The organism is Streptomyces sp. NPDC025273, assembly GCF_040638585.1.
GTDB classification, from domain to species: Bacteria; Actinomycetota; Actinomycetes; order Streptomycetales; family Streptomycetaceae; genus Streptomyces; species Streptomyces cinereorectus.
Genome location: NZ_JBEZYP010000002.1, coordinates 58155 through 82820 on the forward strand (window position 1 = coordinate 58155; position 24666 = coordinate 82820).

21 protein-coding genes and 1 pseudogene are annotated in these 24666 nt (G+C 72.2%); 12 read left to right on the forward strand and 10 right to left on the reverse strand.

Annotation, left to right across the window (positions count from 1 at the left end; translation table 11 throughout):
- Positions 1-32: 32 nt before the first annotated feature.
- Entirely contained in the window at positions 33-899 is an 867-nt protein-coding gene (locus AB0F38_RS05260) for a PHP domain-containing protein (RefSeq protein ID WP_361886948.1), read from the forward strand.
- 124 nt (positions 900-1023) lie between these two features.
- Complete coding sequence (locus AB0F38_RS05265) at positions 1024-1629, forward strand: MarC family protein (RefSeq protein ID WP_361886951.1); 606 nt, start codon at positions 1024-1026, stop codon at positions 1627-1629.
- An 81-nt stretch (positions 1630-1710) separates the two neighbouring features.
- Here AB0F38_RS05265 and AB0F38_RS05270 read toward each other — a convergent pair whose 3' ends face one another.
- Positions 1711-1863, reverse strand: a complete 153-nt coding sequence (locus AB0F38_RS05270) for a hypothetical protein (RefSeq protein WP_361886954.1) — start codon at positions 1861-1863, stop codon at positions 1711-1713.
- 210 nt (positions 1864-2073) lie between these two features.
- On the opposite strand from AB0F38_RS05270, the gene AB0F38_RS05275 reads away from it, so the two are divergent.
- A complete protein-coding gene (locus tag AB0F38_RS05275; protein ID WP_361886957.1) occupies positions 2074-2985 on the forward strand; it encodes an NYN domain-containing protein in 912 nt (303 codons plus the stop codon).
- Between the two features lie 10 nt (positions 2986-2995).
- On the opposite strand, the gene AB0F38_RS05280 is transcribed toward AB0F38_RS05275, so the two are convergent.
- Together AB0F38_RS05280 and AB0F38_RS05285 are read right to left on the reverse strand one after the other, a co-directional pair.
- Positions 2996-3850 carry an alpha/beta fold hydrolase gene (locus AB0F38_RS05280; RefSeq protein ID WP_361886960.1) on the reverse strand — a complete coding sequence of 285 codons (855 nt, stop codon included), beginning with the start codon at positions 3848-3850 and terminating at the stop codon, positions 2996-2998.
- 103 nt (positions 3851-3953) lie between these two features.
- Positions 3954-5975, reverse strand: a complete 2022-nt coding sequence (locus tag AB0F38_RS05285) for a DEAD/DEAH box helicase (protein WP_361886963.1) — start codon at positions 5973-5975, stop codon at positions 3954-3956.
- 451 nt (positions 5976-6426) lie between these two features.
- On the opposite strand from AB0F38_RS05285, the gene AB0F38_RS05290 reads away from it, so the two are divergent.
- On the forward strand, positions 6427-7173 hold the full coding sequence (locus AB0F38_RS05290) for a ferritin-like fold-containing protein (protein ID WP_361886966.1): 747 nt from the start codon (positions 6427-6429) through the stop codon (positions 7171-7173).
- A 9-nt stretch (positions 7174-7182) separates the two neighbouring features.
- Here the strand turns inward: AB0F38_RS05290 and AB0F38_RS05295 are convergent, their stop codons facing one another.
- The 4 genes from AB0F38_RS05295 to AB0F38_RS05310 form a co-directional block, all read right to left on the reverse strand.
- Positions 7183-7455 (reverse strand): hypothetical protein, encoded by a 273-nt coding sequence (locus AB0F38_RS05295; protein WP_361886969.1) that lies wholly within the window; start codon positions 7453-7455, stop codon positions 7183-7185.
- Positions 7456-7640: 185 nt separating this feature from the next.
- Positions 7641-7868 (reverse strand): DUF3107 domain-containing protein, encoded by a 228-nt coding sequence (locus AB0F38_RS05300; RefSeq protein WP_361886972.1) that lies wholly within the window; start codon positions 7866-7868, stop codon positions 7641-7643.
- A gap of 148 nt (positions 7869-8016) precedes the next feature.
- A complete protein-coding gene (locus tag AB0F38_RS05305) occupies positions 8017-8658 on the reverse strand; it encodes a TetR/AcrR family transcriptional regulator (protein ID WP_056793996.1) in 642 nt (213 codons plus the stop codon).
- 168 nt (positions 8659-8826) lie between these two features.
- Positions 8827-9051 (reverse strand): hypothetical protein, encoded by a 225-nt coding sequence (locus tag AB0F38_RS05310; RefSeq protein ID WP_361886975.1) that lies wholly within the window; start codon positions 9049-9051, stop codon positions 8827-8829.
- A 110-nt stretch (positions 9052-9161) separates the two neighbouring features.
- On the opposite strand from AB0F38_RS05310, the gene AB0F38_RS05315 reads away from it, so the two are divergent.
- From AB0F38_RS05315 to moeZ, 8 genes and pseudogenes are all read left to right on the forward strand, one after another.
- Entirely contained in the window at positions 9162-10127 is a 966-nt protein-coding gene (locus AB0F38_RS05315; RefSeq protein ID WP_361886977.1) for an alpha/beta hydrolase, read from the forward strand.
- An 8-nt stretch (positions 10128-10135) separates the two neighbouring features.
- A complete protein-coding gene (locus AB0F38_RS05320; RefSeq protein WP_361886980.1) occupies positions 10136-11464 on the forward strand; it encodes a DUF3152 domain-containing protein in 1329 nt (442 codons plus the stop codon).
- A gap of 272 nt (positions 11465-11736) precedes the next feature.
- Positions 11737-11918, forward strand: a pseudogene (locus tag AB0F38_RS05325) (ABC transporter ATP-binding protein); the annotation flags it as partial.
- A gap of 198 nt (positions 11919-12116) precedes the next feature.
- Positions 12117-13886, forward strand: a complete 1770-nt coding sequence (locus AB0F38_RS05330; protein WP_361887885.1) for a DUF3492 domain-containing protein — start codon at positions 12117-12119, stop codon at positions 13884-13886.
- Entirely contained in the window at positions 13879-15228 is a 1350-nt protein-coding gene (locus tag AB0F38_RS05335) for a hypothetical protein (RefSeq protein ID WP_361886983.1), read from the forward strand. The genes AB0F38_RS05330 and AB0F38_RS05335 overlap by 8 nt, the downstream gene beginning before the upstream one ends.
- A gap of 138 nt (positions 15229-15366) precedes the next feature.
- On the forward strand, positions 15367-16332 hold the full coding sequence (locus AB0F38_RS05340; RefSeq protein WP_361886986.1) for an NAD-dependent epimerase/dehydratase family protein: 966 nt from the start codon (positions 15367-15369) through the stop codon (positions 16330-16332).
- Positions 16320-17150, forward strand: coding sequence for a spherulation-specific family 4 protein (locus AB0F38_RS05345; protein WP_361886989.1), 831 nt, complete (start codon positions 16320-16322; stop codon positions 17148-17150). The genes AB0F38_RS05340 and AB0F38_RS05345 overlap by 13 nt, the downstream gene beginning before the upstream one ends.
- A gap of 84 nt (positions 17151-17234) precedes the next feature.
- On the forward strand, positions 17235-18413 hold the full coding sequence (gene moeZ / locus AB0F38_RS05350; RefSeq protein WP_361886992.1) for an adenylyltransferase/sulfurtransferase MoeZ: 1179 nt from the start codon (positions 17235-17237) through the stop codon (positions 18411-18413).
- A gap of 56 nt (positions 18414-18469) precedes the next feature.
- Here the strand turns inward: moeZ and AB0F38_RS05355 are convergent, their stop codons facing one another.
- The 3 genes from AB0F38_RS05355 to AB0F38_RS05365 all read right to left on the reverse strand — a co-directional run bounded on the left by AB0F38_RS05355 (position 18470) and on the right by AB0F38_RS05365 (position 24506).
- Positions 18470-19951 (reverse strand): alpha/beta hydrolase, encoded by a 1482-nt coding sequence (locus AB0F38_RS05355; protein ID WP_361886995.1) that lies wholly within the window; start codon positions 19949-19951, stop codon positions 18470-18472.
- Positions 19952-20103: 152 nt separating this feature from the next.
- Complete coding sequence (locus AB0F38_RS05360; RefSeq protein ID WP_361886998.1) at positions 20104-21696, reverse strand: alpha/beta hydrolase; 1593 nt, start codon at positions 21694-21696, stop codon at positions 20104-20106.
- A gap of 77 nt (positions 21697-21773) precedes the next feature.
- Entirely contained in the window at positions 21774-24506 is a 2733-nt protein-coding gene (locus AB0F38_RS05365; RefSeq protein WP_361887001.1) for a lysylphosphatidylglycerol synthase domain-containing protein, read from the reverse strand.
- Between the last annotated feature and the right edge of the window lie 160 nt (positions 24507-24666).

Genomic DNA, 24666 nt, shown 5'->3' on the forward strand with positions numbered 1-24666 from the left:
CCTGTCCGTCCGCCAGCACTGGAGTCCGCGTCGTGCGCATCGATCTGCACACCCACTCCACCGCGTCGGACGGTACGGACACCCCCGCCGAGCTGGTGGCCAACGCCGCCGCGGCGGGCCTGGACGTCGTCGCCCTCACGGATCACGACACCGTGCGCGGCCACGCGGAAGCGGTCGCCGCCCTCCCCGGGGGCCTGACCCTCGTCACGGGCGCCGAGCTCTCCTGCCGCATCGACGGCGTCGGCCTGCACATGCTGGCCTATCTCTTCGACCCCTCGGAGCCCGAACTGGCCCGCGAGCGCGAGCTGGTCCGGGACGACCGGGTGCCGCGCGCGCGGACGATGGTGCGCAAGCTCCAGGAGCTCGGCGTCCCGGTCACCTGGGAGCAGGTCGCGCGGATCGCCGGGGACGGGTCGGTCGGCCGGCCGCACATCGCCACCGCGCTCGTGGAGCTGGGGGTCGTCGGCTCGGTCTCCGACGCCTTCACCCCCGACTGGCTCGCGGACGGCGGCCGCGCCTACGCCGAGAAGCACGAACTCGACCCGTTCGAGGCGGTCCGGCTGGTCAAGGCCGCGGGCGGCGTCACCGTCTTCGCGCACCCCCTCGCCGTCAAGCGCGGCGAAGTGGTCCCCGAGGCCGTGATCGCGCGCCTGGCCGCCGCAGGCCTCGACGGCATCGAGATCGACCACATGGACCACGACGAGCCCACCAGGGCCCGGCTGCGCGGGCTCGCGGCCGAGCTGGGACTGCTGCCCACCGGGTCGAGCGACTACCACGGGAGCCGCAAGACCGTCCGGCTCGGGGAATTCACCACCGACCCCGAGATCTACGGCGAGATCACCCGGCGAGCCACGGGAGCCTTCCCCGTGCCGGGCGCCGGCGGAGCACGCCCCGCGTAACGCGCTTCCCGCACGCGATTCCCCCTCCCGCACCATCCCCGGCGCGGTCCTGCGCATGGCGCCGTCGTGGCCGACGGCCCGCGCGCCTCCCTGTTCGGCCCGCTCTTCTCTCGCAAGGCTCACTGTGTTCGACGTCGCTGTCTTCGGATCCCTCTTCCTCACCCTTTTCGTGATCATGGATCCGCCCGGAATCACCCCGATCTTCCTCGCCCTCACCGCGGGCCGCCCCGCCAAGGTGCAGCGCAGGATGGCCCTTCAGGCGGTCGCCGTCGCCTTCGGCGTGATCGCCGTCTTCGGCCTGCTCGGTCAGCAGATCCTGGACTACCTGCACGTCTCCGTACCCGCGCTGATGATCGCGGGCGGACTCCTCCTGCTGCTGATCGCGCTGGACCTGCTCACCGGCAAGACGGACGAGCCGACGCAGACCAAGGACGTCAACGTGGCCCTCGTACCGCTGGGCATGCCGCTGCTCGCCGGACCGGGTGCGATCGTCTCGGTCATCCTGGCGGTGCAGAACGCCGACGGTGTCAGCGGTCAGGTCGCGGTCTGGTCGGCGATCCTGGTCATGCACCTCGTGCTCTGGCTTGCCATGCGGTACTCGCTGCTGATCATCCGCGTGATCAGGGACGGCGGTGTGGTGCTGGTGACCCGCCTCGCCGGAATGATGCTCTCGGCCATCGCCGTCCAGCAGATCATCAACGGGGTCACCCAGGTCGTCCAGGGCGCCTGACGCCCGGACAGCACAACGCCCCCGCACGGAGCTTCCGTGCGGGGGCGCATCGTCTTCAGCGGCGCGAAGCGATGTAAGGCGTCACGAAGCAGACGCGTCGGTCGGCCGGATGTAGATGCGCTGGCCCATGGAGGCGGCCTGCTGCACGATCCGGTTGACGGAGGCGGCGTCCACGACGGTGCTGTCCACGGCGGTACCGTCGACATCGTCGAGTCGCATGATCTCGAAGCGCATGCGGCTTCCCTTCGTCTGATCCTCCTGCTGGAGAACTACTGGGAGGACGGGCTGGCCGTCCGAAAAGGTCGGGGAGCACAAGGCGTCGCGCCTCGTGCTCCACAAGGGATACAACGGCTTGCCCTCCGAGAACATTCCCTACGCTAAGGAAATTTTTTGGATGTCTAAGTACCCGTCGGTAACGGAGCATGCGCAGACAATGAGGACCGTATGAATCACGCGGACGCACAGCCGGACGAAGGACCGGGCATCCGGGAACAGCTGGACCGCACCAACGAGCTGCTCCAGCGCGTCCTCGCCGAGGTGTCGAAGACCCCCTCCACGCACGCGATCTTCGTGGACGCGGGCTATGTGTACGCCGCGGCCGGACTGCTCGTCACCGGCACCGAGGACCGCCGGTCCTTCGACCTCGACGCGGAAGGGCTGATCGAGGCCTTCATCGACAAGGCCCGCACGATCTTCGCGGACAGCAGGCTGCTGCGGGTCTACTGGTACGACGGGGCCAGACGCCGGATCCACACGGTCGAGCAGCAGTCCATCGCCGAGCTTCCCGACGTCAAGGTCAGGCTCGGCAACCTCAACGCCAACAACCAGCAGAAGGGCGTCGACTCACTCATCCGCACGGACCTGGAATCGCTCGCCCGGCACCGGGCCATCAGCGACGCGGCACTCGTCGGCGGCGACGAGGACCTGGTGTCGGCCGTCGAGGCCGCACAGGGTTACGGTGCCCGTGTCCACCTCTGGGGCATCGAGGCCGGCGAGGGGCGCAACCAGGCCGAGCCGCTGCTCTGGGAGGTCGACAGCCAGCGCACCTTCGACCTCGACTTCTGCCGTCCCTACGTGACCCGTCGCTCCGTCACGATGTACGAGGACGACGGCCCGGCCCCGGCGCGCGAGGACGTCCGCTTCGTCGGCGCGCAGATCGCCGGCACCTGGCTCTCCTCGCGCGGCCGTGAATCGCTCGCCGACCTGCTGCCCGGGCATCCCTACCTGCCGGGCTCCGTCGACCAGGACCTCCTGGTCGAGGCCGAACGCCTGCTCCAGCACTCGCTGCGTGGCCACGCCCCGCTGCGCCGCGCACTGCGCGACGGCTTCTGGCAGCACCTGCAGGCGCAGTTCTGAGCCGGAGGGATCACAGGCCGGTCCAGAACGAGACGAGGGCTGCCGCCGTCTCCAGCGGCCGGGCCGTGTTGGGGGAGTGCTCGGCTCCCTCGATCACGGTGCGGCGGGCCCCCAGGCGCCGGGCCATGTCGTCCAGCAGGGGCACGGGCCAGACGTCGTCGCTCTCGCCCGACACCACGTGGACGGGGAGGGACAGCGCGGCGAGCTCCGCCACCCGGTCGGGCTCGGCCGACAGCTGGGCTCCGGTGGCGATCAGCTGCGCCGGATCGTGGCGCATCCAGCGGCGGCGCAGATCCTCGCCGTCGCCGGTGTCGGCGTCCTCGGGCGGGTCCAGGGCGCGCATGGCCTCCCAGACCTCGGCCATGGTCCAGCGGGTCAGGGCGTCGCCGAGCAGCTGCGCCTTCTTCTGCTGGTCGGTGGTGATCTCGGCGGGGCCGGACGACATCAGGGTCAGCGAACGGAACGGCCCGGCGTCGAGCAGCATCGCGGCGCGGGCGATCTGGCCGCCCAGCGAGTGCCCGAGCAGATGGATCCCCCCAGGTCCGCCGGTGCGGTCGAGCGCTGCGGCCTGGGCCAGTACGTCACGGGCCAACTCGACCTGTGCGTAAGACTCCTGACGGTCCGTCCCCTCAGATTCGTACTGACCGCGACCGTCGACGGAGATCACCCGGAAGCCGGCGGCGGCCAGGGGTTCGAGCATCGCGATGAAGTCCTCCTTGCTGCCCGTGTACCCGGGCAGCAGGAGGGCGGTGGAGTGCGCCCCGGCCGGCGGTGCCGCATCCAGCACGGCGAAGTCGCCGCGCTCGGTGCGCAGCACGCGCGCATGGGCACAGGGGGGCGGGGTGAAGGTGGGCGGCCGGCTCATGGGGTGAGGCTATCGCCGGGGACCGGACCGTGCCCGGGCAGGCGTACGGCCCCGGTCCCCGCAGCGCGGGTACCGGGGCCGTAGGCGCGGTGCTGCGGCCGGATCAGGCCTCGGTCGCCTCGGCGGCCGTCGTGGCGCGGGCCCGGCGGCGGCGCGGCTTCGTGACGGCCGCGTCCTCGGCCGTGAGGGCCTCGGACCCCGCGGCGGGCTCCGCCTTCACGGTGGCGGCGCGCGGCCGGCGTCGGCGCGGCTTGGTCTCCGTGGCGTCCTCGGCGGCTGCCGGGGAGGCGGCCACCGAAGCCACCGCTTCGGTCTTCGGCTTGGCGGCGGCGCGGGGCCGGCGGTGCTGCTTGGTCTCGACCGCGGGCTCGGACACCGGCGCGATCTGGAAGTCGACCTCGTCGGCCGGCTTGATCACCCGGGTCCGGCGGCGCGGCCTGGTGACCACGGGCTCCGCCACCGGTGCGGCGACGGCCACGGTCTGGAAGTCGACCACCGGCTCGGCGGCCGGGGCCGGAGCCACCGTCTCGACGAGCGGCTTCACAGTCGTGGCGCGGGCCCGGCGGCGGCGCGGCTTCGCCTCGGCCACCGGCTCCGCCTCGGCCACGGGTGCGGCCGGAGCCTCGGCCACGGCCTCGACCGGAGCCTCGGCCACGGCCACGGCGGCCTCCGCGACGCCCTCGGGCGCCGCGGCGCGGGTACGGCGGCGGCGACGCGGGGTACGCGGCTCCACCGTCTCGTCACCCGCTGCCTCGGTGGACGGTGCCTCGGTGGACGGTGCGGGCACCGTCGGGGCGGACTCTTCGAGGGTGCCGCCGCCCCGCGTACGACGACGCTGACGCGGCGTGCGCGGCGGACGCTCCTCACGGGGTGCCGCAGCGGGCGCGGCGGACTTGCGGCCGCGGCCGCCCGTCTCGCCGAGGTCCTCGATCTCCTCCGCGCGCAGGCCCGCACGGGTCCGCTCGACGCGCGGCAGGACACCCTTGGTGCCGGCCGGGATGCTGAGTTCCTCGTACAGGTGCGGGGACGTGGAGTACGTCTCGGGCGGGTCCGGGAACTTCAGGTCCAGGGCCTTGTTGATCAGCTGCCAGCGCGGGATGTCGTCCCAGTCGACCAGCGTGATCGCGATGCCCTTGGCCCCCGCGCGGCCGGTACGGCCGATGCGGTGGAGGTACGTCTTCTCGTCCTCCGGCGACTGGTAGTTGATGACATGGGTCACACCCTCGACATCGATGCCGCGTGCGGCGACATCGGTGCAGACGAGGACGTCCACCTTGCCGTTGCGGAAGGCACGCAACGCCTGCTCGCGGGCGCCCTGGCCCAGGTCGCCGTGGACCGCGCCGGACGCGAAGCCGCGCTTCTCCAGCTGCTCGGCGATGTCGGCCGCCGTCCGCTTCGTACGGCAGAAGATCATCGCGAGCCCGCGGCCCTCGGCCTGCAGGATGCGCGAGACCATCTCGGGCTTGTCCATCGAGTGGGCGCGGTAGACGTACTGCGCCGTGTTCTTGACGGTCGTGCCCTCGTCGTCGGGCGAGGTGGCGTTGATGTGGGTCGGCTGCGACATGTAGCGGCGCGCCAGACTGATGACGGCACCCGGCATGGTCGCCGAGAACAGCATCGTCTGCCGCTTCGGCGGCAGCATGGTGATGATGCGCTCGACGTCGGGCAGGAAGCCCAGGTCCAGCATCTCGTCGGCCTCGTCCAGGACGAGGACGCGGATGTGCGAGAGGTCGAGCTTGCGCTGGCCCGCCAGGTCGAGCAGACGGCCCGGGGTGCCGACGATCACGTCGACGCCCTTCTTGAGGGCCTCGACCTGGGGCTCGTAGGCGCGGCCGCCGTAGATCGCGAGAACCCGGACGTTACGGACCTTGCCGGCGGTGAGCAGGTCGTTGGTGACCTGCTGGCACAGCTCGCGCGTGGGAACGACGATCAGGGCCTGCGGCGCGTCCGTCAGCTTGTCGGGCGCGGCCCGGCCCGCCTCGACGTCGGCGGGCACGGTCACACGCTCCAGGAGCGGCAGACCGAAGCCGAGCGTCTTGCCGGTGCCGGTCTTGGCCTGGCCGATGACGTCGGAGCCGGAGAGCGCCACGGGGAGCGTCATCTCCTGGATGGGGAACGGGGACATGATGCCGACCGCCTCGAGGGCTTCGGCCGTCTCGGTAAGGATTCCGAGGTCGCGGAACGTAGTCAGGGTGCTGCCTCTTCTGTGAGACGCGGCCCGAGGCGAACGCTGGGGGTCGTACCGTGCCGGGGTTGGTCATCCGGCCGTGGATGGGCCGGGTGGCGCGGGACCACTGCCGACGCTCGAGCGCTCGTGCCGCTGAGGGGGCCCCTCATCTGCGGGTCGTGCCTGTCGCACACACCGCGTGGAGGGCTGTCGGGTCGGAGCCGATCGGGCCACCGACCGGGCATCCTCATTCAAGGGCGCGCTCCTGGCACAAGAAAATGCTCAGTAAGCGCAATACCACTGTACCCCGGATCCGCGCATGTGTGTCGGGCGAATTCATCGGAACGGTGTGATGTCTCCGGCCGGCGGCGCACTTCCACCCTCCCGCAGGCGGGCTATTCTGCGCTCCATGGAGACGCCTGACAACGCCAACGAAGCAACCGACGAAGCGCCCGCACCCACCGGAATCGCCGCCCAGGACTGGGTGACCGCGTCCGCCGAGCCGCAGTACCGTGCGGCGGTCGTGGATCTGCTCGGGGCACTCGCCTACGGGGAACTGGCGGCCTTCGAGCGGCTCGCCGAGGATGCGAAACTCGCGCCGACACTCGGTGACAAGGCGGCACTGGCAAAGATGGCGTCCGCCGAATTCCATCATTTCGAGACGCTGACCGACCGGCTGACCGCGATCGAGGAGGAGCCGACCGCGGCCATGGAGCCCTTCGGCAAGGCGCTGGACGACTTCCACCGGCAGACCGCGCCCTCGGACTGGCTGGAGGGTCTGGTCAAGGCGTACGTCGGCGATTCGATCGCCAGTGACTTCTACCGCGAGATCGCGGCCCGCCTCGACACCGACACCCGTTCCCTCGTCCTCGCCGTGCTCGACGACACCGGACACGGGAACTTCGCGGTCGAGAAGGTGCGCGCCGCCATCGAGGCGGAGCCCCGGGTCGGCGGCAGGCTCGCCCTGTGGGCGCGCAGGCTGATGGGCGAGGCGCTCTCGCAGGCCCAGCGGGTGGTCGCCGACCGCGACGCCCTGTCGACGATGCTCGTGGGCGGAGTCGCCGACGGCTTCGACCTGGCCGAGGTCGGCCGGATGTTCTCCAGGATCACCGAGGCCCACACCAAGCGGATGGCCGCACTCGGTCTCGCGGCCTGACCGGCGGCCCTACTGGGCCGGTGCGGACCGCACCGGCCGGCTGCCGCGTGGGCGGACCAGCAGGGAGAGGGTCACGGCCCCGACCAGCAGGGCACCGGCCGGCGTCGCCAGGGGGTGGCCGGAGCCCAGCGTCGAATGCGTCAGATACGCCCCGAACAGGGCGCCGAGCGGTCCGGTGACGAGCACCGTGCGGTGGGACGGCAGCCGGCCCGGCAACGTGCGGAGCGCCAGCCAGGACAGGGCGAGTCCGAGCACGACGGAGCTGATGGATTCCCAGAGCACAGAGGGTCACCTCGCTTGATTGCGCGGCGGGCAGTTCGGTCGTAGGCGCTACTACCCGGGGCCTGCGGAACACAACCCTCCCCAGACCACCGGGAACCCTTCCGGGGAAAGATCCTGTGGAAAAGAGGTGGAGGCCCGGCGGACATCCGCCGGGCCTCCACCTCATGTCCTTCGTCCCGCGCGACCTACAGCGCGCCGAACCCCACCCGCCGGGTGCTGGGCTCGCCGATCTCCACGTACGCGATCCGGTCGGCCGGCACCAGAACCTTGCGGCCCTTGTCGTCCGTGAGGCTGAGCAGCCGCGCCTTGCCGCTGAGCGCCTCGCCGACCGCGCTCTCGACCTCTTCGGCGGAAAGCCCGCTCTCCAGAACGATCTCCCGGGGCGTGTGCTGCACCCCGATCTTGACCTCCACGGCTATGTCCCTCCGACGGTCCGTCTCTGCGCGGTGAACCGCGCCGTACGCAGCACACATTAGCCCGGTGAAGGGACCGGCCACCGGCCGACCGGCAACGCCCGCAGCGAACACCGCCCGCCGCACCGGTCCACGCCGACGCCGCTGATCAGTGCTGATCGATGCCGTGCAGCGGGAATCCCGCGATGCCCCGCCACGCGAGCGAGGTCAGCAGCTGTACGGCTGTGTCGCGCGGAATCGCGGACCGGCTGGACAGCCAGTAGCGCGCCACCACCTGGGAGACGCCGCCGAGACCGACCGCGAGCAGCATCGACTCCTCCTTGGACAGGCCGGTGTCACCCGCGATCACGTCGGAGATGGCTTCCGCGCACTGCAGCGAGACCCGGTCGACCCGCTCGCGGACGGCCGGCTCGTTGGTCAGGTCGGACTCGAAGACCAGGCGGAAGGCGCCGCCCTCGTCCTGCACGTACGCGAAGTAGGCGTCCATCGTCGCCGCGACGCGCAGCTTGTTGTCCGTCGTCGAGGCGAGGGCCGTGCGGACCGCCTGGAGCAGCGCCTCGCAGTGCTGGTCGAGCAGCGCCAGATAGAGCTCGAGCTTGCCGGGGAAGTGCTGGTAGAGCACCGGCTTGCTGACGCCCGCCCGCTCGGCGATGTCGTCCATCGCGGCGGAGTGGTAGCCCTGCGCGACGAAGACCTCCTGCGCAGCGCCCAGCAGCTGATTGCGTCGGGCACGGCGGGGCAGGCGAGTGCCCCGCGGGCGCGCTGCCTCTGTCTGCTCGATGGCTGTCACGCCGCCTCCCAAATTCGTGATCGAACACAGTCGTACCGTGCACGCTGCGCCGTCGGGCCATCGTACTTTTGAGTAACCCGGGTGCGCGCGGCGCGGACGCAGAATTTCACGGACCGGACGACTCCGGTAGCCGCGGGCGGGCCGAGCGGTGGCGCAAAGCGGGGCACACTACCGGTAATCGTCCTCATCCTGTGCCACGACACGCGCCTGTTCCGCCGCATCCGCCTCGTCGGCCCTGCCCCGGTCGATGTCCGTGAGCGGTTCGTCGCGCTCCTGCTGGACCTCCGCGCGCTGTTCGGCGGAGTCGGCCTCGGGCGTCTCCTGGTCCCGCTCCTCGGGCTCGACGTCCTCGGTGTCCTCGAAGGTGTCCGGGTCACTCGGGTCGACCGTCATGGTGGCTCCCTTCCTTCTCTTGAAGCCTAGGAGCATCCCTCCGGAGGCGCTATGCGGCCTGTGACCGCGAACACATGAACCAGCGCGTGATCGTCTCGTAACATTGCCGCATGTCTTCGACCGAGCTGCCCGGTATCCGCGCCGCCGCTGCCGCGGTGGCGCCCACGGTCAGTGCCGTCCGCGTCGCGGAGGGTGAGAAGCTGCGCTCCGTCGAGCTGCCGGGCCTCACGCTGACGCTGCGCGCCCGCCCCGCGCGGACGGCCGGGCTCGCCCCGGCCCTCTACGTGCACGGACTGGGCGGCTCCTCCCAGAACTGGTCGGCGCTGATGCCGATGCTGGCCGACGTGGTCGACGGCGAGGCCGTAGACCTGCCCGGCTTCGGGAGCTCCCCGCCGCCGGACGACGGCAACTACTCGCTCACCGGACACGCCCGGGCGGTGATCCGGCTGCTCGACGCGGGGCGGTGTGGACCCGTTCACCTTTTCGGTAATTCTCTGGGCGGCGCCGTTGCCACCCGGGTCGCGGCGGTCCGCCCCGACCTGGTGCGGACCCTGACGCTGATCTCACCGGCCCTGCCCGAGATCCGGGTGCAGCGGCCCGCCGTGCCGACCGGGCTGCTCGCACTCCCGGGCGTCGCTTCCCTGTTCTCCCGGCTCACCCGGGAGTGGACCGCGGAGCAGCGCACGCGCGGTGTCATGGCACTCTGTTACGGCGATCCGGCACGTATCTCCGAGGAGGCCTTCCGTCATGCGGTGGCCGAGATGGAGCGTCGGCTGGAGCTGCCGTACTTCTGGGACGCCATGACACGCTCGGCACGGGGCATCGTCGATGCCTACACACTGGGCGGACAGCACGGGCTGTGGCGCCAGGCCGAACGGGTGCTCGCACCGACCCTGCTGGTGTACGGCGGACGGGACCAGCTCGTCTCGTACCGGATGGCACGCAGAGCGTCCGCGGCCTTCCGCGACTCGCGACTGCTGACACTGCCCCACGCCGGGCACGTGGCGATGATGGAGTACCCGGAAACGGTCGCCCAGGCGTTCCGGGATCTGCTCGACGAACGCGGCAGGAGCTGATCCAGGGCGTGGGACGACACAGTCGAAAGGGCGCCGAGGCCAAGGGGCGCGACGCCGGAGCCGTCACCGGCGGTGAACGCGGTGCGGCCCGTTCCGGCCCCGGCAACGGCCGGCGCAGGCGCGATACCGCCGCTCCGCTCGCGGGTGATGGCCACACCTCCTTCCACGACGTTGCGCAGGCGCGTGGCGGTCATCCGGAACAGCGTGAGCCGGGCGGTGGATGGGGGACCGGCCCGCAGCCGCACTACGACGGCCGGCAGAGTCCGGCCGGTCCCGCCCGGGACGCCTCCACACGGCAGGCCGTGGCGCGGCAGATGTCGGCCCAGCAGGCCGCGCAGCGCGCCGCCGACCGGCGTGCTGCGTCCGGTCCGCAGACCGGCGGCGTTCCGCTGATACCGGGTCCGCGCAGGGAATTCGTCGACGCGTTCGACACCACCCCCTCGCGCTCCGCACCGCCCGCCGGTCCCGAGGGTGAGGGTGTGGCCGACGGGTCCGACCAGGCCGCTCTCGACGGCGGCCGGGACGGCAGGGGAGGCAGGGGCCGCACCTTCACGGGGATCGCCGCCGCGGCGGTGACCACGGTGCTCGCGGTCGTGGTGGCCGGGCAGGTGGCGCGGGACTCCGGCGCATCAGGCCTCCCGCAGGCCGCGGGTGTCGACCGCGAGGACGCCGAGGACGCCTCCCGCTCGGTGGAACGCGCGACGCCCCAGGTGCCGCAGCCGGAGGTCAGGGCCCTGTCGTACGCGCAGAAGATGGCCAAGGCCTATCCGCTCGCTCCGGACCTCAAGGCGACCGGGTCGTTCGAAGCGGTTCCCGGGCTGGCGAAGGCTCCGGGCAAGGGGCAGAAGTACAGGTATCGGATCGACGTCGAGAAGGGTCTCGGTCTCGATGCCGGGCTCTTCGCCGAGGCCGTGCACAAGACGCTCAACGACGACCGCAGTTGGGCGCACAACGGCGCCATGACCTTCGAGCGGGTCTCCTCCGGCGAACCCGCTTTCGTGATCACGCTCGCCAGTCCCGGCACCACCGGGGTCTGGTGCGAGAAATCCGGCCTGGACACCACGGAGGACAACGTCTCCTGTGATTCCGCCGCCACCGACCGCGTCATGATCAATGCCTATCGCTGGGCGCAGGGTGCCTCGACCTTCGGCCCCGACCAACTGCTGGCCTACCGTCAGATGCTGATCAATCACGAGGTCGGCCACCGGCTGGGGCACAACCATGTGAGCTGCCGCACTCCGGGTGCACTGGCCCCCGTGATGCAGCAGCAGACCAAGACGCTGGAGATCGAGGGCATCAAGTGTCGCCCCAACCCCTGGGTGTATCCGGGCAGTTGATCGGCCGGAAGGGCGCTGTGTCTGCGTCGTGAGACGGACGTCTCATTCCGCGTTCACATCGTGGGGAGGTCATCCATGTCTCTCGGCATGTCACGCAGCCCCGCATCCTCCGGGCGCGCCGCCATTGAGCTGGCGCTGTCCGGCGTGGCCGGGCACCGCGTAGCCGACGTTCTCTGTCGCTGACGCCTGCTCGAGCGCGCGTCGGCCCCCGCGGTCCTTCATGAGTCCCCGCCCGGGCGTGAAGCGGCAGGACGACCCTCGGGCGCATGCTCGTACGGCTGGTCAGTGACCGGGTGGCGGTGATGCGGCAGGGCCGGATCGTCGAACAGGGCGTGGTCGACGAGGTGTACGGATCACCACGGGACCCCCCTGCACGAAACAGCTCCTGGCCGCTGTTCCGGCGCTCGACCCGGCGCTCGCCGCGGTACGCAGCACGGCCCGCAAGCGTCTGGCCGCAGTCCGCCCCCGCGTGATCGCCGTGCCCTTATCGCGACAGAACGCCACCGGGGCGGGAAAGTTACGACGGTTCACCCCTTTCGGTGGTGCGACGGACAACCGTCCGTCGCACCACGGGTGTGTCCGCTTACGGTCGTCCCGCTGCGAGTCGCCGAACAACGGCGGCTGCCCACAAGGGAGATCGAGGGGTGTGCTCGTGCGGATCGGACTCCTCACGGACGGTGGCTATCCGTATGCGACCGGTGAGTCCAGGCTCTGGTGCGACCGTCTGGTGCGCGGTCTTCCCCAGCACGAGTTCGACCTCTTCGCGCTCAGCCGCTCCGCCCACCAGGAACAACAGGGCCGGGTCAGGCTCCCCGACCGGGTCGGCCGGGTCCGGACGGCGCCGCTGTGGGCGCACTCGGACAACGCGCACGGAGCGTACCCGAGAGGCCTGCCGAGCCGGCTCGCGACGGGCCTGGGGCGCTCGTACGGACGGCGTGACCGGCGGCGCTTCACCGCGCATGTCACGGCGCTCCTCGGCGCGGTCTGCGCGGGTACGGACTCCGGGGGCGCGGGCCGGGGGCGCGCGGCGGCGGACCTCTTCACGGAGGGGCTCTACGGCCTCGCCGAACTGGCCCGTGAACGCGGTGGCCTGCACGCCGCCCTGCGTTCGGAGGCGACCGCGCGCCTGGTGGAGTCGGCCTGCCGCGCCCCCGGCACCGGGCGGACCGTCCACAGCGCCACCGTTCCCGACCACCTCGCCTTCGCGGCCGAGCTCGAACGCGCCCTGCGCCCCCTCTCCCTCGACTGGTACGACGAGTCGGGCCTCGGCGCGGTGGATCTCTGCCATGCGGCCTCCGGCGGCGCCGCGGCCCTGCCGGGACTGCTGGCCAAACGCTTCTTCGGAGTGCCGCTGCTGGTGACGGAGCACGGGGTGCCGCTGCGGGCGCACTATCTCGCGGCGCCCGACACCCCGTTCGGTGCGCCGGTGCGCGCCCTGCTCGCGAACTTCCACGGACGGCTGGCCTCCGAGGTGTACCGGCAGGCCACGCTCATCACACCGGGCAACGCCCACGTGCGCCGGTGGCAGGAGCGCTGCGGGGCCGACCGCGCCAAGCTGCGCACGGTCTACCCGGGCATGGAGGCGGAGCGCTTCGGGGCGGTGGGGGAGAGGGACGACGGTGGCGGTCCGGACACGCTCGTGTGGATCGGGCGCATCGAGCCCGCCAAGGACCTGATCGCACTGCTGCACGCCCTCGCCGAGGTGCGCCGGTCCCAGGCCGACGCCCGGCTGCGGATCTTCGGCGCCCCGGCGCGGGGGGGCGAGGGCGACAGGTACCTCGCCCACTGCAGAGCGCTCGCCGCCCGGCTCTTCCCCGACCGGGCCGCCGACGCGCCCGCGGCCGGCGACAACCCGGTCACCTTCGAGGAGATCGGCGGAACCGGGGGACCCGACCTCGCGGAGGCCTACACGGCGGGCGGTGTCGTCGTCCTGTCCAGCGTGGTCGAGGGCTTCCCCATCAGCCTGGTCGAGGCGATGTTCTGCGGCCGGGCCACCGTCTCGACCGACGTGGGCGCCGTGGCGGAAGTCGTCGGTGGCACCGGGCTCGTGGTGCCCCCACGCAATCCGCGGGCGCTCGCCGATGCCTGTGTCGCGCTCTTGCGCGACCCCGGGCGCCGCGCACGCCTGGGCGCGGCGGCGCGTGCCCGGGCGCTCGAACTCTTCACCGTCGAACAGAACCTCGCGGCATTTCGCGGCATCTACCTGGACCTGGTGGCGCACGCCCCGGCCAGGTGGGCGGCGGAGACGGGCGAGGGCGACCCCGGGGGCCCGCCGCGCCCGTTCGCCACGCCTCCCGAAGCCCATGTGCTGGGCCACCTGCCGCCCCCACGTGCCGTCGGCGCCGTCCGGCTGCCGAGCTGGGCCTCGGGCGCCGACGGTGTGTGCGCGGGCGCACGCGGAGCGGGGGACGGCGATGCGTGACGATGCGACCGGCCGCGAACACGGAGCCCCCGTGGGCGGACCGGCCGACGCCCCCACCCAGGACCTCGGCAGGCGACCCGGTACACCCGCCCTCACCCCCTCGGCCGCCGGGATCCCGGCTCCGGCGTGGCGGCCGGGCGACGTGGCACACGAGCGTCCGGGGGAGACCGAGGCCTCAGGGCACCGGGCGTCCGCACAGGTTCCCCTGACGGTGCGCGCTGCCGCGCGCGCCCCCGAGATCGCGTACCACCCCGCCCGCAGGCCCGCCGCGCGGCGCGGCCCCGCCGACCCCGTGAAGGTGCTCATGCACCGGCACCGCGAACTGTGCGAACGGGCCGTCGATCCGCTGGAGATCGCGGCGGGCCTGGAGGCGCACGGGCTCACCGACCGGACGGCCGCCCGCTACCGGCACCGCGACGTCTTCTCGCTGGCGGAGGAGCTCCACGCCCGCGTCCCCGGTGCCGGCCGGCCCGCTCCGGCCCGCTCCCCGCAGCCGGCACCGCGACCCGGCACCGAGGCGCGGGCCGGATGGACCCTGCTCGCCCTGCTGCCCGGTGCCACCTGTCTCGCCACCGCCGGGACGCTCCGGGGCACCGAGGGGCTGCTCGGCGGAGAGGCCCGGTGCGCGGTGACCGCCGTCGGGGCACTGCTCGTGTTCCTCGGGCTCCGGCTCTGTCTCCGCACCGGCCCGCTGCGCGCGCGGGCAGGCATGGGGACCGTCACGCCGTACGTCTGCTGGCTCCTCGGATACGCCGTGTACGGGGACGACCTGCTCGCCCAGGTCATCAGCGGCGGCCCCGACGGACATTGGACCGCCGCGCCCGCCCCACTGCTCGGGCTGGCACTCGCCGTGGCCCCCGCCGCCTGGTGTGCACACCTGTTCGCCGTCCAGGCGCACCGCAGGCTGGCCGTAAGCCACGTACTGGCCGAGTTCGGCGCCGGAGTGCGCCCCCTGCTCCTCGGCATCGTCGCGCTCTTCCTGTGTGCGCTGGCCGTCCTCCTCTTCCTCGCAGGTCTCGGCTACGGGGGCGGGGGCGCGCCCGTAGCACCGGCCGCCCTCGGTGTCCTGCTCTTCCTGGCCCGGCTCCTCGCCGCCCACGGCTTCTTTGAACCCGCCGCCACCGGACTCGCCGCCGCCTGCGCGGTGGAAGTGGCCGCCCCCTTCCTGGTCCTGGCCGGGCGGCTGCCCGGCCTCGACCACCTCGCCCGGCCCGTCCGAGCCGTCGTCGCAGCGGCGGGCACCGGCGGTGTACCCGCGCTCGCCTGTGGCATCGCGGCCCTCGGGCTGCTGATCCACGCATCCGTGACCCTCTCCCGGGCCTCCGCACACGCCGCGGCGTAGCCGGACCCGCCCACCCGAACCCCGCGGAGCCGACGCCGCGGGCCCCCGTCCCGCACACCCCTTCCTCAAGGAGACACCGGACATGACCCCCCAATCCCCCGCACCGGCAGCCCGCCGTCGGCACCGAGGGAGCGCGCGATGAGGGTTCTGCTGCTCGGAGCCAACGGATTCCTCGGCCGTTTCGTCGCCGACCGCCTGCTCGCCGACCCCGCCGTGCACCTCACGGCACTCGGCCGCGGCGACGACGCCGACGTACGGTTCGATCTCGCCGGCGGCAGTCCAGGAGCGCTCACCCGCTTCCTCGACGCCGTCCATCCAGGCGTCGTCGTCAACTGCGCGGGGGCCACCCGCGGGGGCGCCCGGGACCTCACCCGGCACAACACCGTCGCCGTCGCCACGGTCTGCGAGGCCATGCGCCGCAGCGGCTGCAGCGCCCGGCTCGTCCAGGTCGGATGTGCCTCCGAGTACGGGCCCTCCCAGCCCGGCTCGTCCACCGCCGAGGACGCCGTGCCCCGGCCCGGTGGCCCGTACGGCGTCAGCAAGCTCGCCGCCACCGAGCTCGTCCTCGGCTCGGGCCTGGACGCGGTCGTCCTGCGGGTCTTCTCGCCGGTCGGACCCGGCACCCCGGCAGGCTCCCCGCTCGGCCGGCTCGCCGAGACGATGCGCCGCGCCATGCAGTGCGGCGATCCCGAACTCAGGCTCAGCGGCCTCGGCGTGCAACGCGACTTCGTCGACGTACGGGACGTGGCGCGCGCCGTGCACGCCGCCTCGCTCTCCGCCGCCCAGGGCGTCGTCAACATCGGCACCGGCCGGGCGGTAAGGCTGCGCGACGCGGCGGCGGTCCTCGCCCGGGTCGCCGGATACGCGGGCGCGCTCCACGAGCTGGACACGGCCCCCGCCCGGCTCCCCATCGGCGCCCCCCGCGCCTCCGCGGAGTCCGTCGTCGAGCACCTCTCGGCGACCCCGTCCCCGTACCCGGACGGCTGCGGCGCCTGGCAGCAGGCGGATGTCCGCACGGCCCGGGACCGGCTCGGCTGGCGCCCCCGGATCAATCTGGAGGAGTCCCTCGCCGACATCTGGATGGAGGCGGCATGCCGTATCTGACCAGCACCGGCGCCGCCGTGCGGACCAGCGGCGCCGAGCGGTTCGGTCTCGGTGTCCCCGGCTACGCCCATCCGCTGCTCGCCCCCGCCGAATGGGCGGAGCTCAGCCGCCCCGGCACCCCGCTGCACTGGGCGGTGCTCAACATCGACGACGGGCCGGGCGCCCGCCCCGACCCGCACTGCCTGGAGGCGGCCGGCCGCCTCCGCAACGCCCGCGAACGGGCCCTGCGCGGCGATGCCCCGGACGACACGGTCCGGGCCGCGGCGGGGGGCAGGCTGCTCGGCCACCTCGACCTGGCCTTCGGCGTCCGCCCCGTCGGCGAGCTGCTCGCCGACGCCCGGGCCTTCCTCGACTGGTACCGGGTCGGCGGCTTCTTCCTCGACCGCTGCCCGGCCGGGCGCGCCGAACTCCCGGCCGTCCGCCGGCTCACCAGCACCCTCGCGGCGCTCCTGGCGGACAGCGACAGCGCGGACGAGCAGGGCGGGCGGCTGGTGCTGGGCCACGACACCCACCCGTACCCGGGCTACGCCGAGGCCGCCGACCAGCTGGTCACCTTCCGGGGGCCCTGGACGGACTACCGCTGGTCGCAGGTGGCCGAGTGGACGGCGGCGTACGAGCCGAGCCGCTTCGCGCACTTCGTCCACGGGATTCCGCGGACCCATCTGGAGGAGGCCATGCGCATCGCCCGCTGGCAGGGCGCGGGCACGATCTTCTTCACGGACCGGGACGACGAGAAGGGGCAAACCGATCCATTTGCGGCGCTGCCCAGCTACTGGGATGAATTCGTCTCGCGGATCGGACCTGGTATCTCGGAATGAGGAGGGGCGTGGCAGTGTTGCTGGAGAACAACCGTACGTAGATGAAGTACGTAGAAACCGACCACCGGCATTGTTGAGGTTCCTGTGTCGCTGCCACCCCTGGTAGAGCCAGCTGCTGAGCTCACCGTCGACGAGGTCCGCAGGTACTCCCGCCACCTGATCATCCCGGATGTCGGGATGGACGGACAGAAGCGGCTGAAGAACGCGAAGGTGCTCTGTGTCGGCGCCGGCGGTCTCGGCTCGCCGGCCCTGATGTACCTGGCCGCGGCCGGCGTCGGCACGCTCGGCATCGTCGAGTTCGACGAGGTCGACGAGTCGAACCTGCAGCGCCAGATCATCCACAGCCAGGCCGACATCGGCCGGTCCAAGGCCCAGTCGGCCAAGGACTCGGTGCTGGGTATCAACCCGCTGGTGAACGTGGTCCTTCACGAGGAGCGGCTCGAAGCCGACAACGTGATGGACATCTTCGCCCCGTACGACCTGATCGTGGACGGCACGGACAACTTCGCCACCCGCTATCTCGTCAACGACGCCGCGGTCCTGCTGAACAAGCCCTACGTGTGGGGCTCCATCTACCGCTTCGACGGCCAGGCGTCCGTCTTCTGGTCCGAGCACGGTCCCTGCTACCGCTGCCTCTACCCGGAGCCGCCGCCCCCCGGCATGGTTCCGTCCTGCGCCGAGGGCGGTGTCCTGGGCGTGCTCTGCGCGTCCATCGGCTCCATCCAGGTCAATGAGGCCATCAAGCTGCTCGCCGGCATCGGTGACCCGCTGGTCGGCCGGCTGATGATCTACGACGCCCTGGAGATGCAGTACCGCCAGGTGAAGGTCCGCAAGGACCCGAACTGCGCGGTCTGCGGCGAGAACCCGACCGTCACCGAGCTCATCGACTACGAGGCCTTCTGCGGCGTCGTGTCCGAGGAGGCCCAGGAGGCGGCGGCCGGCTCCACGATCACTCCCAAGCAGCTCAAGGAGTGGATCGACGGGGACGAGAAGATCGAGATCATCGACGTCCGCGAGCCGAACGAGTACGAGATCGTCTCGATCCCGGGCGCCAGGCTGATCCCGAAGAACGAGTTCCTGATGGGCAACGCCCTGCAGGACCTGCCGCAGGACAGGCGCATCGTCCTGCACTGCAAGACCGGTGTCCGCAGTGCCGAGGTCCTCGCGGTCCTCAAGTCGGCGGGCTTCGCCGACGCGGTGCACGTCGGCGGAGGCGTGATCGGCTGGGTCCACCAGATCGAACCCGAGAAGCCGGTCTACTAGAACCACGTACGAAGGGGCCGGCTCCGGTGCGGAGCCGGCCCCTTCGCGCAGGGCCGTCAGGAACAGGTCCGCCCGTCCGCCGGGACCTTCCCGTCCAGGAAGTAGGCGTCGACCAGGGACGTCACACATCCGCTCTCGCCGTACGAGCCGTGGCCCTCGCCCTTGTTGGTCAGCATCACGCCGACGCCCTCGCCCAGCTCGTCCGCCATCCTCTGCGCCCCCTCGTACGGGGTCGCCGGGTCACCGGTCGTGCCGACCACGAGTATCGGAGCCGCCCCCGGGGCGCTCGCCTCGGGGGTGTCGTGCTCCCCGTCGACCGGCCACCGGGCGCACCAGCCGGCCGTGTCCCACGCCAGGAACGGGCCGAAGACCGGTGACAGCTCCCGGAACTCCGGGAGCAGCGCCCGGGCCTCGGCCGCCGTCGGTCTGGCCCGGGCATCGGCGCAGGAGATCGCCCGCTGGGAGTGGTTCTGGGTGTCGTAGTGCCCGTTCTCGTCACGGCCGTTGTACGAGTCGGCCAGCTGGAGCAGCCTGTCGCCCGTGCCGCTGTTCTCGGCCTCGTCGAGCGCCTCCGTGAGCTGCGGCCAGCTGCTCCTGGAGTAGAGGGGCGTCACGATGCCGGTGAGGGCGAGGCTCTCGTTGAGCTGCCGGCCGGAGGAGGTCGGCAGCGGGTTCCCGTCGATCCGCCGCAGCAGCCGCGCCATCCGCCGCGTACCCGCCCCCGGGTCCTGGCCGCGGTCCTTCAGATAGTTCTCCAGCGCCCGCTGGAAGCCCGTCGCCTGGTTGCGCGCGTGGCCCACCGTTTCCGCGGTCGGGTCGACGACGGCGTCCAGCACGACCCGCCCCACGTGCTCCGGGAAGAGATGGGCGTACGTCCCGCCGAGCTCCGTACCGTACGAGATGCCGAAGTACGACAGCTTCCGGTCGCCGAGGGCACGCCGGATGGCGTCCATGTCCCGGGCGGCGTTCGTCGTGCCGACGTGGGGGAGCACCGTGCCGGAGAGGCGCTCGCAGCCGGCCCCGAAGTCCGCGCCGTCCTCGATGAACGCGGCCTCCTCAGCCGGCGTGTCCGGGGTCATGTCGATCGTCAGGGAGGCCTCCTCCTGCTCCGCGTCGCTGCGGCAGCGCACCCCGCTGCTGCCCGCGACCCCACGCGGGTCGAAACCCACCAGGTCGTAGCGTGTGCTGAGCTCCCCGTACGAACCGGCGGCGCGCGGCAGGATGTCGACGCCCGAACCACCGGGACCGCCGAAGTTGAAGAGGAGCGAACCGATCCGCTCACTTCTCTTCGTGGCCTGTTTGCGGATCAGCGCGATGCTCATCGTGGCCCCGTCCGGCCTCGCGTGGTCCAAGGGCACGTCGACGGTGGTGCACCGCCAGTCCGGGCCGGGCTCGCTGCCGCCCTCCGGGGCCTCGCAGCGCTTCCAGTCCAGCCGCCCCGACGGGGCGGGGCTGTCGCACCCGGTGAGAACCCCCGTCACCAGCAGGACCGCTCCGGTCAGGACCGCGGCCCGCCGGGCCCGTCCGCGTACGCGCATGTGCGTTTCCTCCCCGATGCCCGAAGGCCGGTACCGCGAAGGCGGCGGGGGCGAGCGCCGGGCGTTGCAGATGTCCGGCCATGCTAATCGCCGCTACCGACAGCGACGGTTCCGGGCGTCCGGCGGGGCGAACAGCGGGGTGGAGGGGAGGTTCACTCGCAGACGGTGCCCGAGGCCGGCACCTTCCCCTCCAGCAGGTAGCCGTCCACGGCCTTCTGGACACAGACGCTGCCCCCGTTGTACGCGCCGTGGCCCTCGCCCTTGTAGGTGAGCTCGATCCCGACCCCCCTGCCCAGCTCCGCGGCCATCGCCTTCGCACCCGCGTACGGGGTCGCCGGGTCGCCGGTGTTGCCGATGACCAGGATCGGGGCCGAGCCCGGGGCGCTGACGTCCGGGGTCTCCCAGGCGCCGGCGACGGGCCAGCCGGTGCAGGACATCAGTCCCCAGCCCAGGTAGTCGCCGAAGACGGGGGACGCCTTGCGGAACGCGGGGAGTGCCGCCCGCGTCCGCTCCACGGTGAACCGCTGCTCGGAGTCGGCACAGTTGACGGCCACGTTGGCGGCGCTCGAGTTGTCGTAGCGGCCGTCCTCGGTGCGGCCGTTCAGCGAATCCGCGAGCGCCAGCAGCAGCCCGCCGTTGTCACCGTCCGCCTCGTCGAGCCCCTGCTCGAGCAACGGCCAGGTCTCCTTCGAGTACAGGGCCGAGGCGATGCCGGTGGTGGCCTGGGTCTGCGTCAGTTCCCTCTCGCCGAGCCCCTGGACGGGGTTCTTCTCCAGCTCCGCCAGGAGATCGGCGATCCAGTCCTGGACCTCCCGCGCCGTGGTTCCGGGGAGTCTGCAGTCGTCGCGCCGCGCGCAGTCGGCGGTGAAGTTGTCCAGGGCGAGCTGGAAACCCTCGGCCTGGCCGAGCGAGGACCGCTCGGCGTCCTGCGTCGGGTCGACGACGGCGTCGAGGACGGCCCGGCCCACGTGACCGGGGAACAGATGGGCGTAGACGCCGCCCAGTTCGGTGCCGTACGAGAACCCGAAGTAGTACAGCTTGTCGTCGCCGAGCACCTGGCGCAGCAGGTCCATGTCCCGGGCGGCGTTCGTCGTACCGACGTAGGGCAGTTCGTCCCCGGAGTTCTCCTCGCAGTCCGCGATGTAGGACGTCAGGTCGTCGACGAAGGCCTGCTCCTCCCCGGCGTCGTCCGGGGTGCCGTCCCTCTGGTACCACGCGTCCAGCGCCTCGTCGTCGGAGCATTCGACGCCCTCGCTGCGACCGACCCCGCGCGGGTCGAAGCTCACCAGGTCGTAGCGGGTACGGAGCGAGTCGTACGCGGTACCGAAGGACGGCAGGGTGGCGACACCCGAGGCACCCGGTCCGCCGAAGTTGAAGACGAGGGAGCCGATCCGCCGGTCCTGGTTCCTGGCCGCGGCGCGGATGAGCGCCAGCTCGACGGTCCTGCCGTCCGGGTCCCCGTAGTCGAGCGGAGCGTCCATGAAGGAGCACTCCCAGGCCGCTCCGCCCGGCAGGGGGGAGGGGGCGGTGCCACTGCCCTGGGCCTCGTTCGGGGCCGGGCAGGGCTGCCAGTCGAGCTTCTGGGCGGCCAGCTTCCGCGGTGTCGCCGTGGGGGAGGCCGTCGACGCGGTGGAGGGCGTCCCCCGGTCCGTGCCCCCGCCGTCGTCCCCGTCCGAACAGCCGGCCAGCGGCAGGAGCACGGTGGCGGCGAGGGCAGCGGCGCGCAGGGCAGGGGAAGTCCTCATGACCCCATCGTGCGGCGGGGCGCGGGGGACCGCGCGGGGCGCGGTCCATGCGAGTGGCCCGCGCCCGCGTGGTTCGTTCAGAGCTCGCCCTTGCGGGTCAGCTGGTTGAAACAGATCCAGCCGGGAAGCACCGGCAGCCACAGCGTCATCACCCGGTACAGCAGCACCGCCGGCGCCGCGACCTCCTTCGGCAGGCCGACCGCGATCAGACCCAGGGTCAGCGCGCCCTCGACCGCGCCCATGCCCCCGGGGGTCGGTGCCGCGGACCCCAGGGCGTTGCCCGCGAGGAAGACCACGGCGATGCTGGCGTAGCTGAGCTGGGGCACGTCGGGACCACTGAACGCGCGGATCGACGCGTCCAGACACAGCACGAACAGGCCGGTCAGCAGCAGCATGCCGCCGATGCCCGTGACCAGCTTCTGCGGGCGCTGCACGACGTCGAGCATGCGCGGTACGACGCCGGCGAACAGTGAGCGCACCCGCGTCACGACGAACTTCCGCAGGAAGGGGACCGCCGTCACCACCAGCACGAGCACGGCGACGGTGAGCAGCCCCGCGATGACCGTCCTCGACGGGGTGAGCGAGTCCGGAGTCTTCTCCGTACCGGTCAGATAGCCGAAGAGGGCCAGCAGCAGGATGTGGCAGCCGAGACCGAACAGCTGCGAGGCACCGACACTCGCGACGGCGAGCCCCGGGCGCACTCCGGCGCGTTGCAGGAAGCGCGTGTTCAGCGCCACGCCGCCGACCGCGGCCGGTGCGACGATCTTCACGAAGGATCCGGCGACCTGTGCCAGCACGGTCTTCCCGAACGGCACCCGCTCGGGCACGAAGCCCAGCAGGCTCATGGCCGCGGCGATGTAGCTGAGGGCGGAGAAGCCCAGCGCCGCCGCCACCCAGCCCCACTCCGCCTGCTCCACGACCGTGCCGAAGTCCGCCTCGGTGACCTGCGAGATCAGGAAGTACGCGGCGATCGAACCGGCGATGAAGCTGAACAGGGTGCGTGGCTTGATGCGCTCCAGCCGCACCGGTTCCACCGGGGCCTGCGGCCGGATCAGCAGCACCTCCCGGCGGATCTGGGCGAGCATGTCCTCCTCGCGTGCCTCGTCCAGGGCATCGTCGATCGCCCGCTTCTCGGCCTGCTTCTCGGTGCGCAGCGACTTGCGCACCACCTTGCGGTCACCGGAGGCCGACGCGTCCTGCTCCGCTGCCCTGGCCTGCTTGGCCGCCTGCGACGCCTCCAGCACGGCCTCCCGCTCGCGGTGCGAGCGCTCCCGGGCGATCCTGCGCAGCGTCGCCCGGGTGGAACGGCTGAGCGCGATCGGCTGGAGCAGGGGCAGGGAGTCCGCGACGGCGTCGGGCCCGAGCACCGCGAGCGCTCCCGCGACGGCCCGTTCGGCGCCCACCCGCAGACCGGTGGTGGTGAGCAGCTGGGCGACGTCCATGCGCAGGATCAGGTCGCCGGCGGCGATCTCTCCGCCGCGCAGGTCCGTGACGAACACCGTGCCGGAGCGATCCACCAGGATGGCGTCCCCGGTGAGCCTGCGGTGCGCGATCCGCCGCGACTGCAGCGCCCGCACCTGCCGCCAGGCCCCCCGCAGCACGTCGTCGGTGATCTCCTCGTCCTCCATGGCGTCCAGCGAGCGCCCGCCGATGTGCTGGTACACCAGCATCACGGCGTCGGGGCCCAGCTCGGACGTGGCGATGAGCTTGGGGGCGTTGGCCCCGGCGGCGATCGCCGCGTACGCGAGCAGCGCCTCCTGCTCCAGGGCCTGGCGCAGCGACTGGATGGAGCGGCGCTGGGTGATGCTGCGCAGGGTGAGCCTGCGCCACACCCGGTAGAAGAAGCCCTGGGCCTGCTGTTCGCGGTCCACGACCGTCACGTCCAGCGGTGGACCGTTCTCCAGGGTGACCAGATAGCTGCGGCCCCGGTCGCTCTGGTCGATGTTGTCGGGCGCGTCCTCGGTGCGCATCGCGGCGACCGGACGGAAGCCGACATGGCGCAGACCGGCCATCAGATGCTGGCCGGTCGGACGGACGTTGGGCGAGCCGACCGCGTAGAGCGTGCCGTACGCCACCGTCCAGCCGATCAGCACGGTGAGGACGATCGAGAACGGTGTGGTGTACCCGCCGACCAGCATCGCGAAGGCGTCCAGCAGCAGCACCACCCACAGCACGACCCGCCAGCGCGGTCTGCGGGCCATCCCGACCGCCGTCATGTAGGCGATGACGGGTGCGAGATAGCCGTGTACGGGATCGGTGAGCGCGTCACCGGGCTGGGGCTGGGTCAGCGCGTCCCGGATCGTCCCGGAGGCCGACCTCGCGACCCAGAGGTCGGTGGCCAGCGTCACCCCGTGGGCCAGCACGGCGGCGAGCACGCCGTCCGCGATGCGCAGCCCGTCGCGTTTGACGAGGCGCTCGATCGCGAAGGCGACCGGCACGAGCAGCACGGCGATGCTGGACATCAGCCCGGCGAGCTTGATCAGCAGATCGGGCGCCTGGTCCGTGCCCTTGGAGATGTCGTCCTCGAGGCCGGTGGTGGTGCCCTGGGCGAAGGCGGCGATGGAGAAGAGCAGGGCGATCGCGAGGACACCGACCAGCAGCCGCAGCAGATCGGAGGGGCGGTGCACCCGGGCGGGCAGCAGCGGCTCGTCACCCGATACGCGGTCGGTCAGCGCGGCGCCGGCCGATGCCAGGGTCGAGCCCGCGGGGCGTTCCCCGGACGGACCGGGAGTGCTCCCCGGGTCCGGCGCGTCGTCCTGCGCCGGGCTCGGCTCGGCATCAGAGGCGTCGGCCGCCTTCGGTGGCTGCACGCCCTGCTCCTTCGTCGCCTCTGATTGGTCTTCGTGTTCTCGTATCACCGGTCACCGCCCGCATGATGGTGGCACGGCCTGCAGACAGAGGGGGGCATCAGGGTGCATTGCACGGGCGCGCGAGGGGCAACATACGCTCCTTCACCCCCGCGCGCACGCT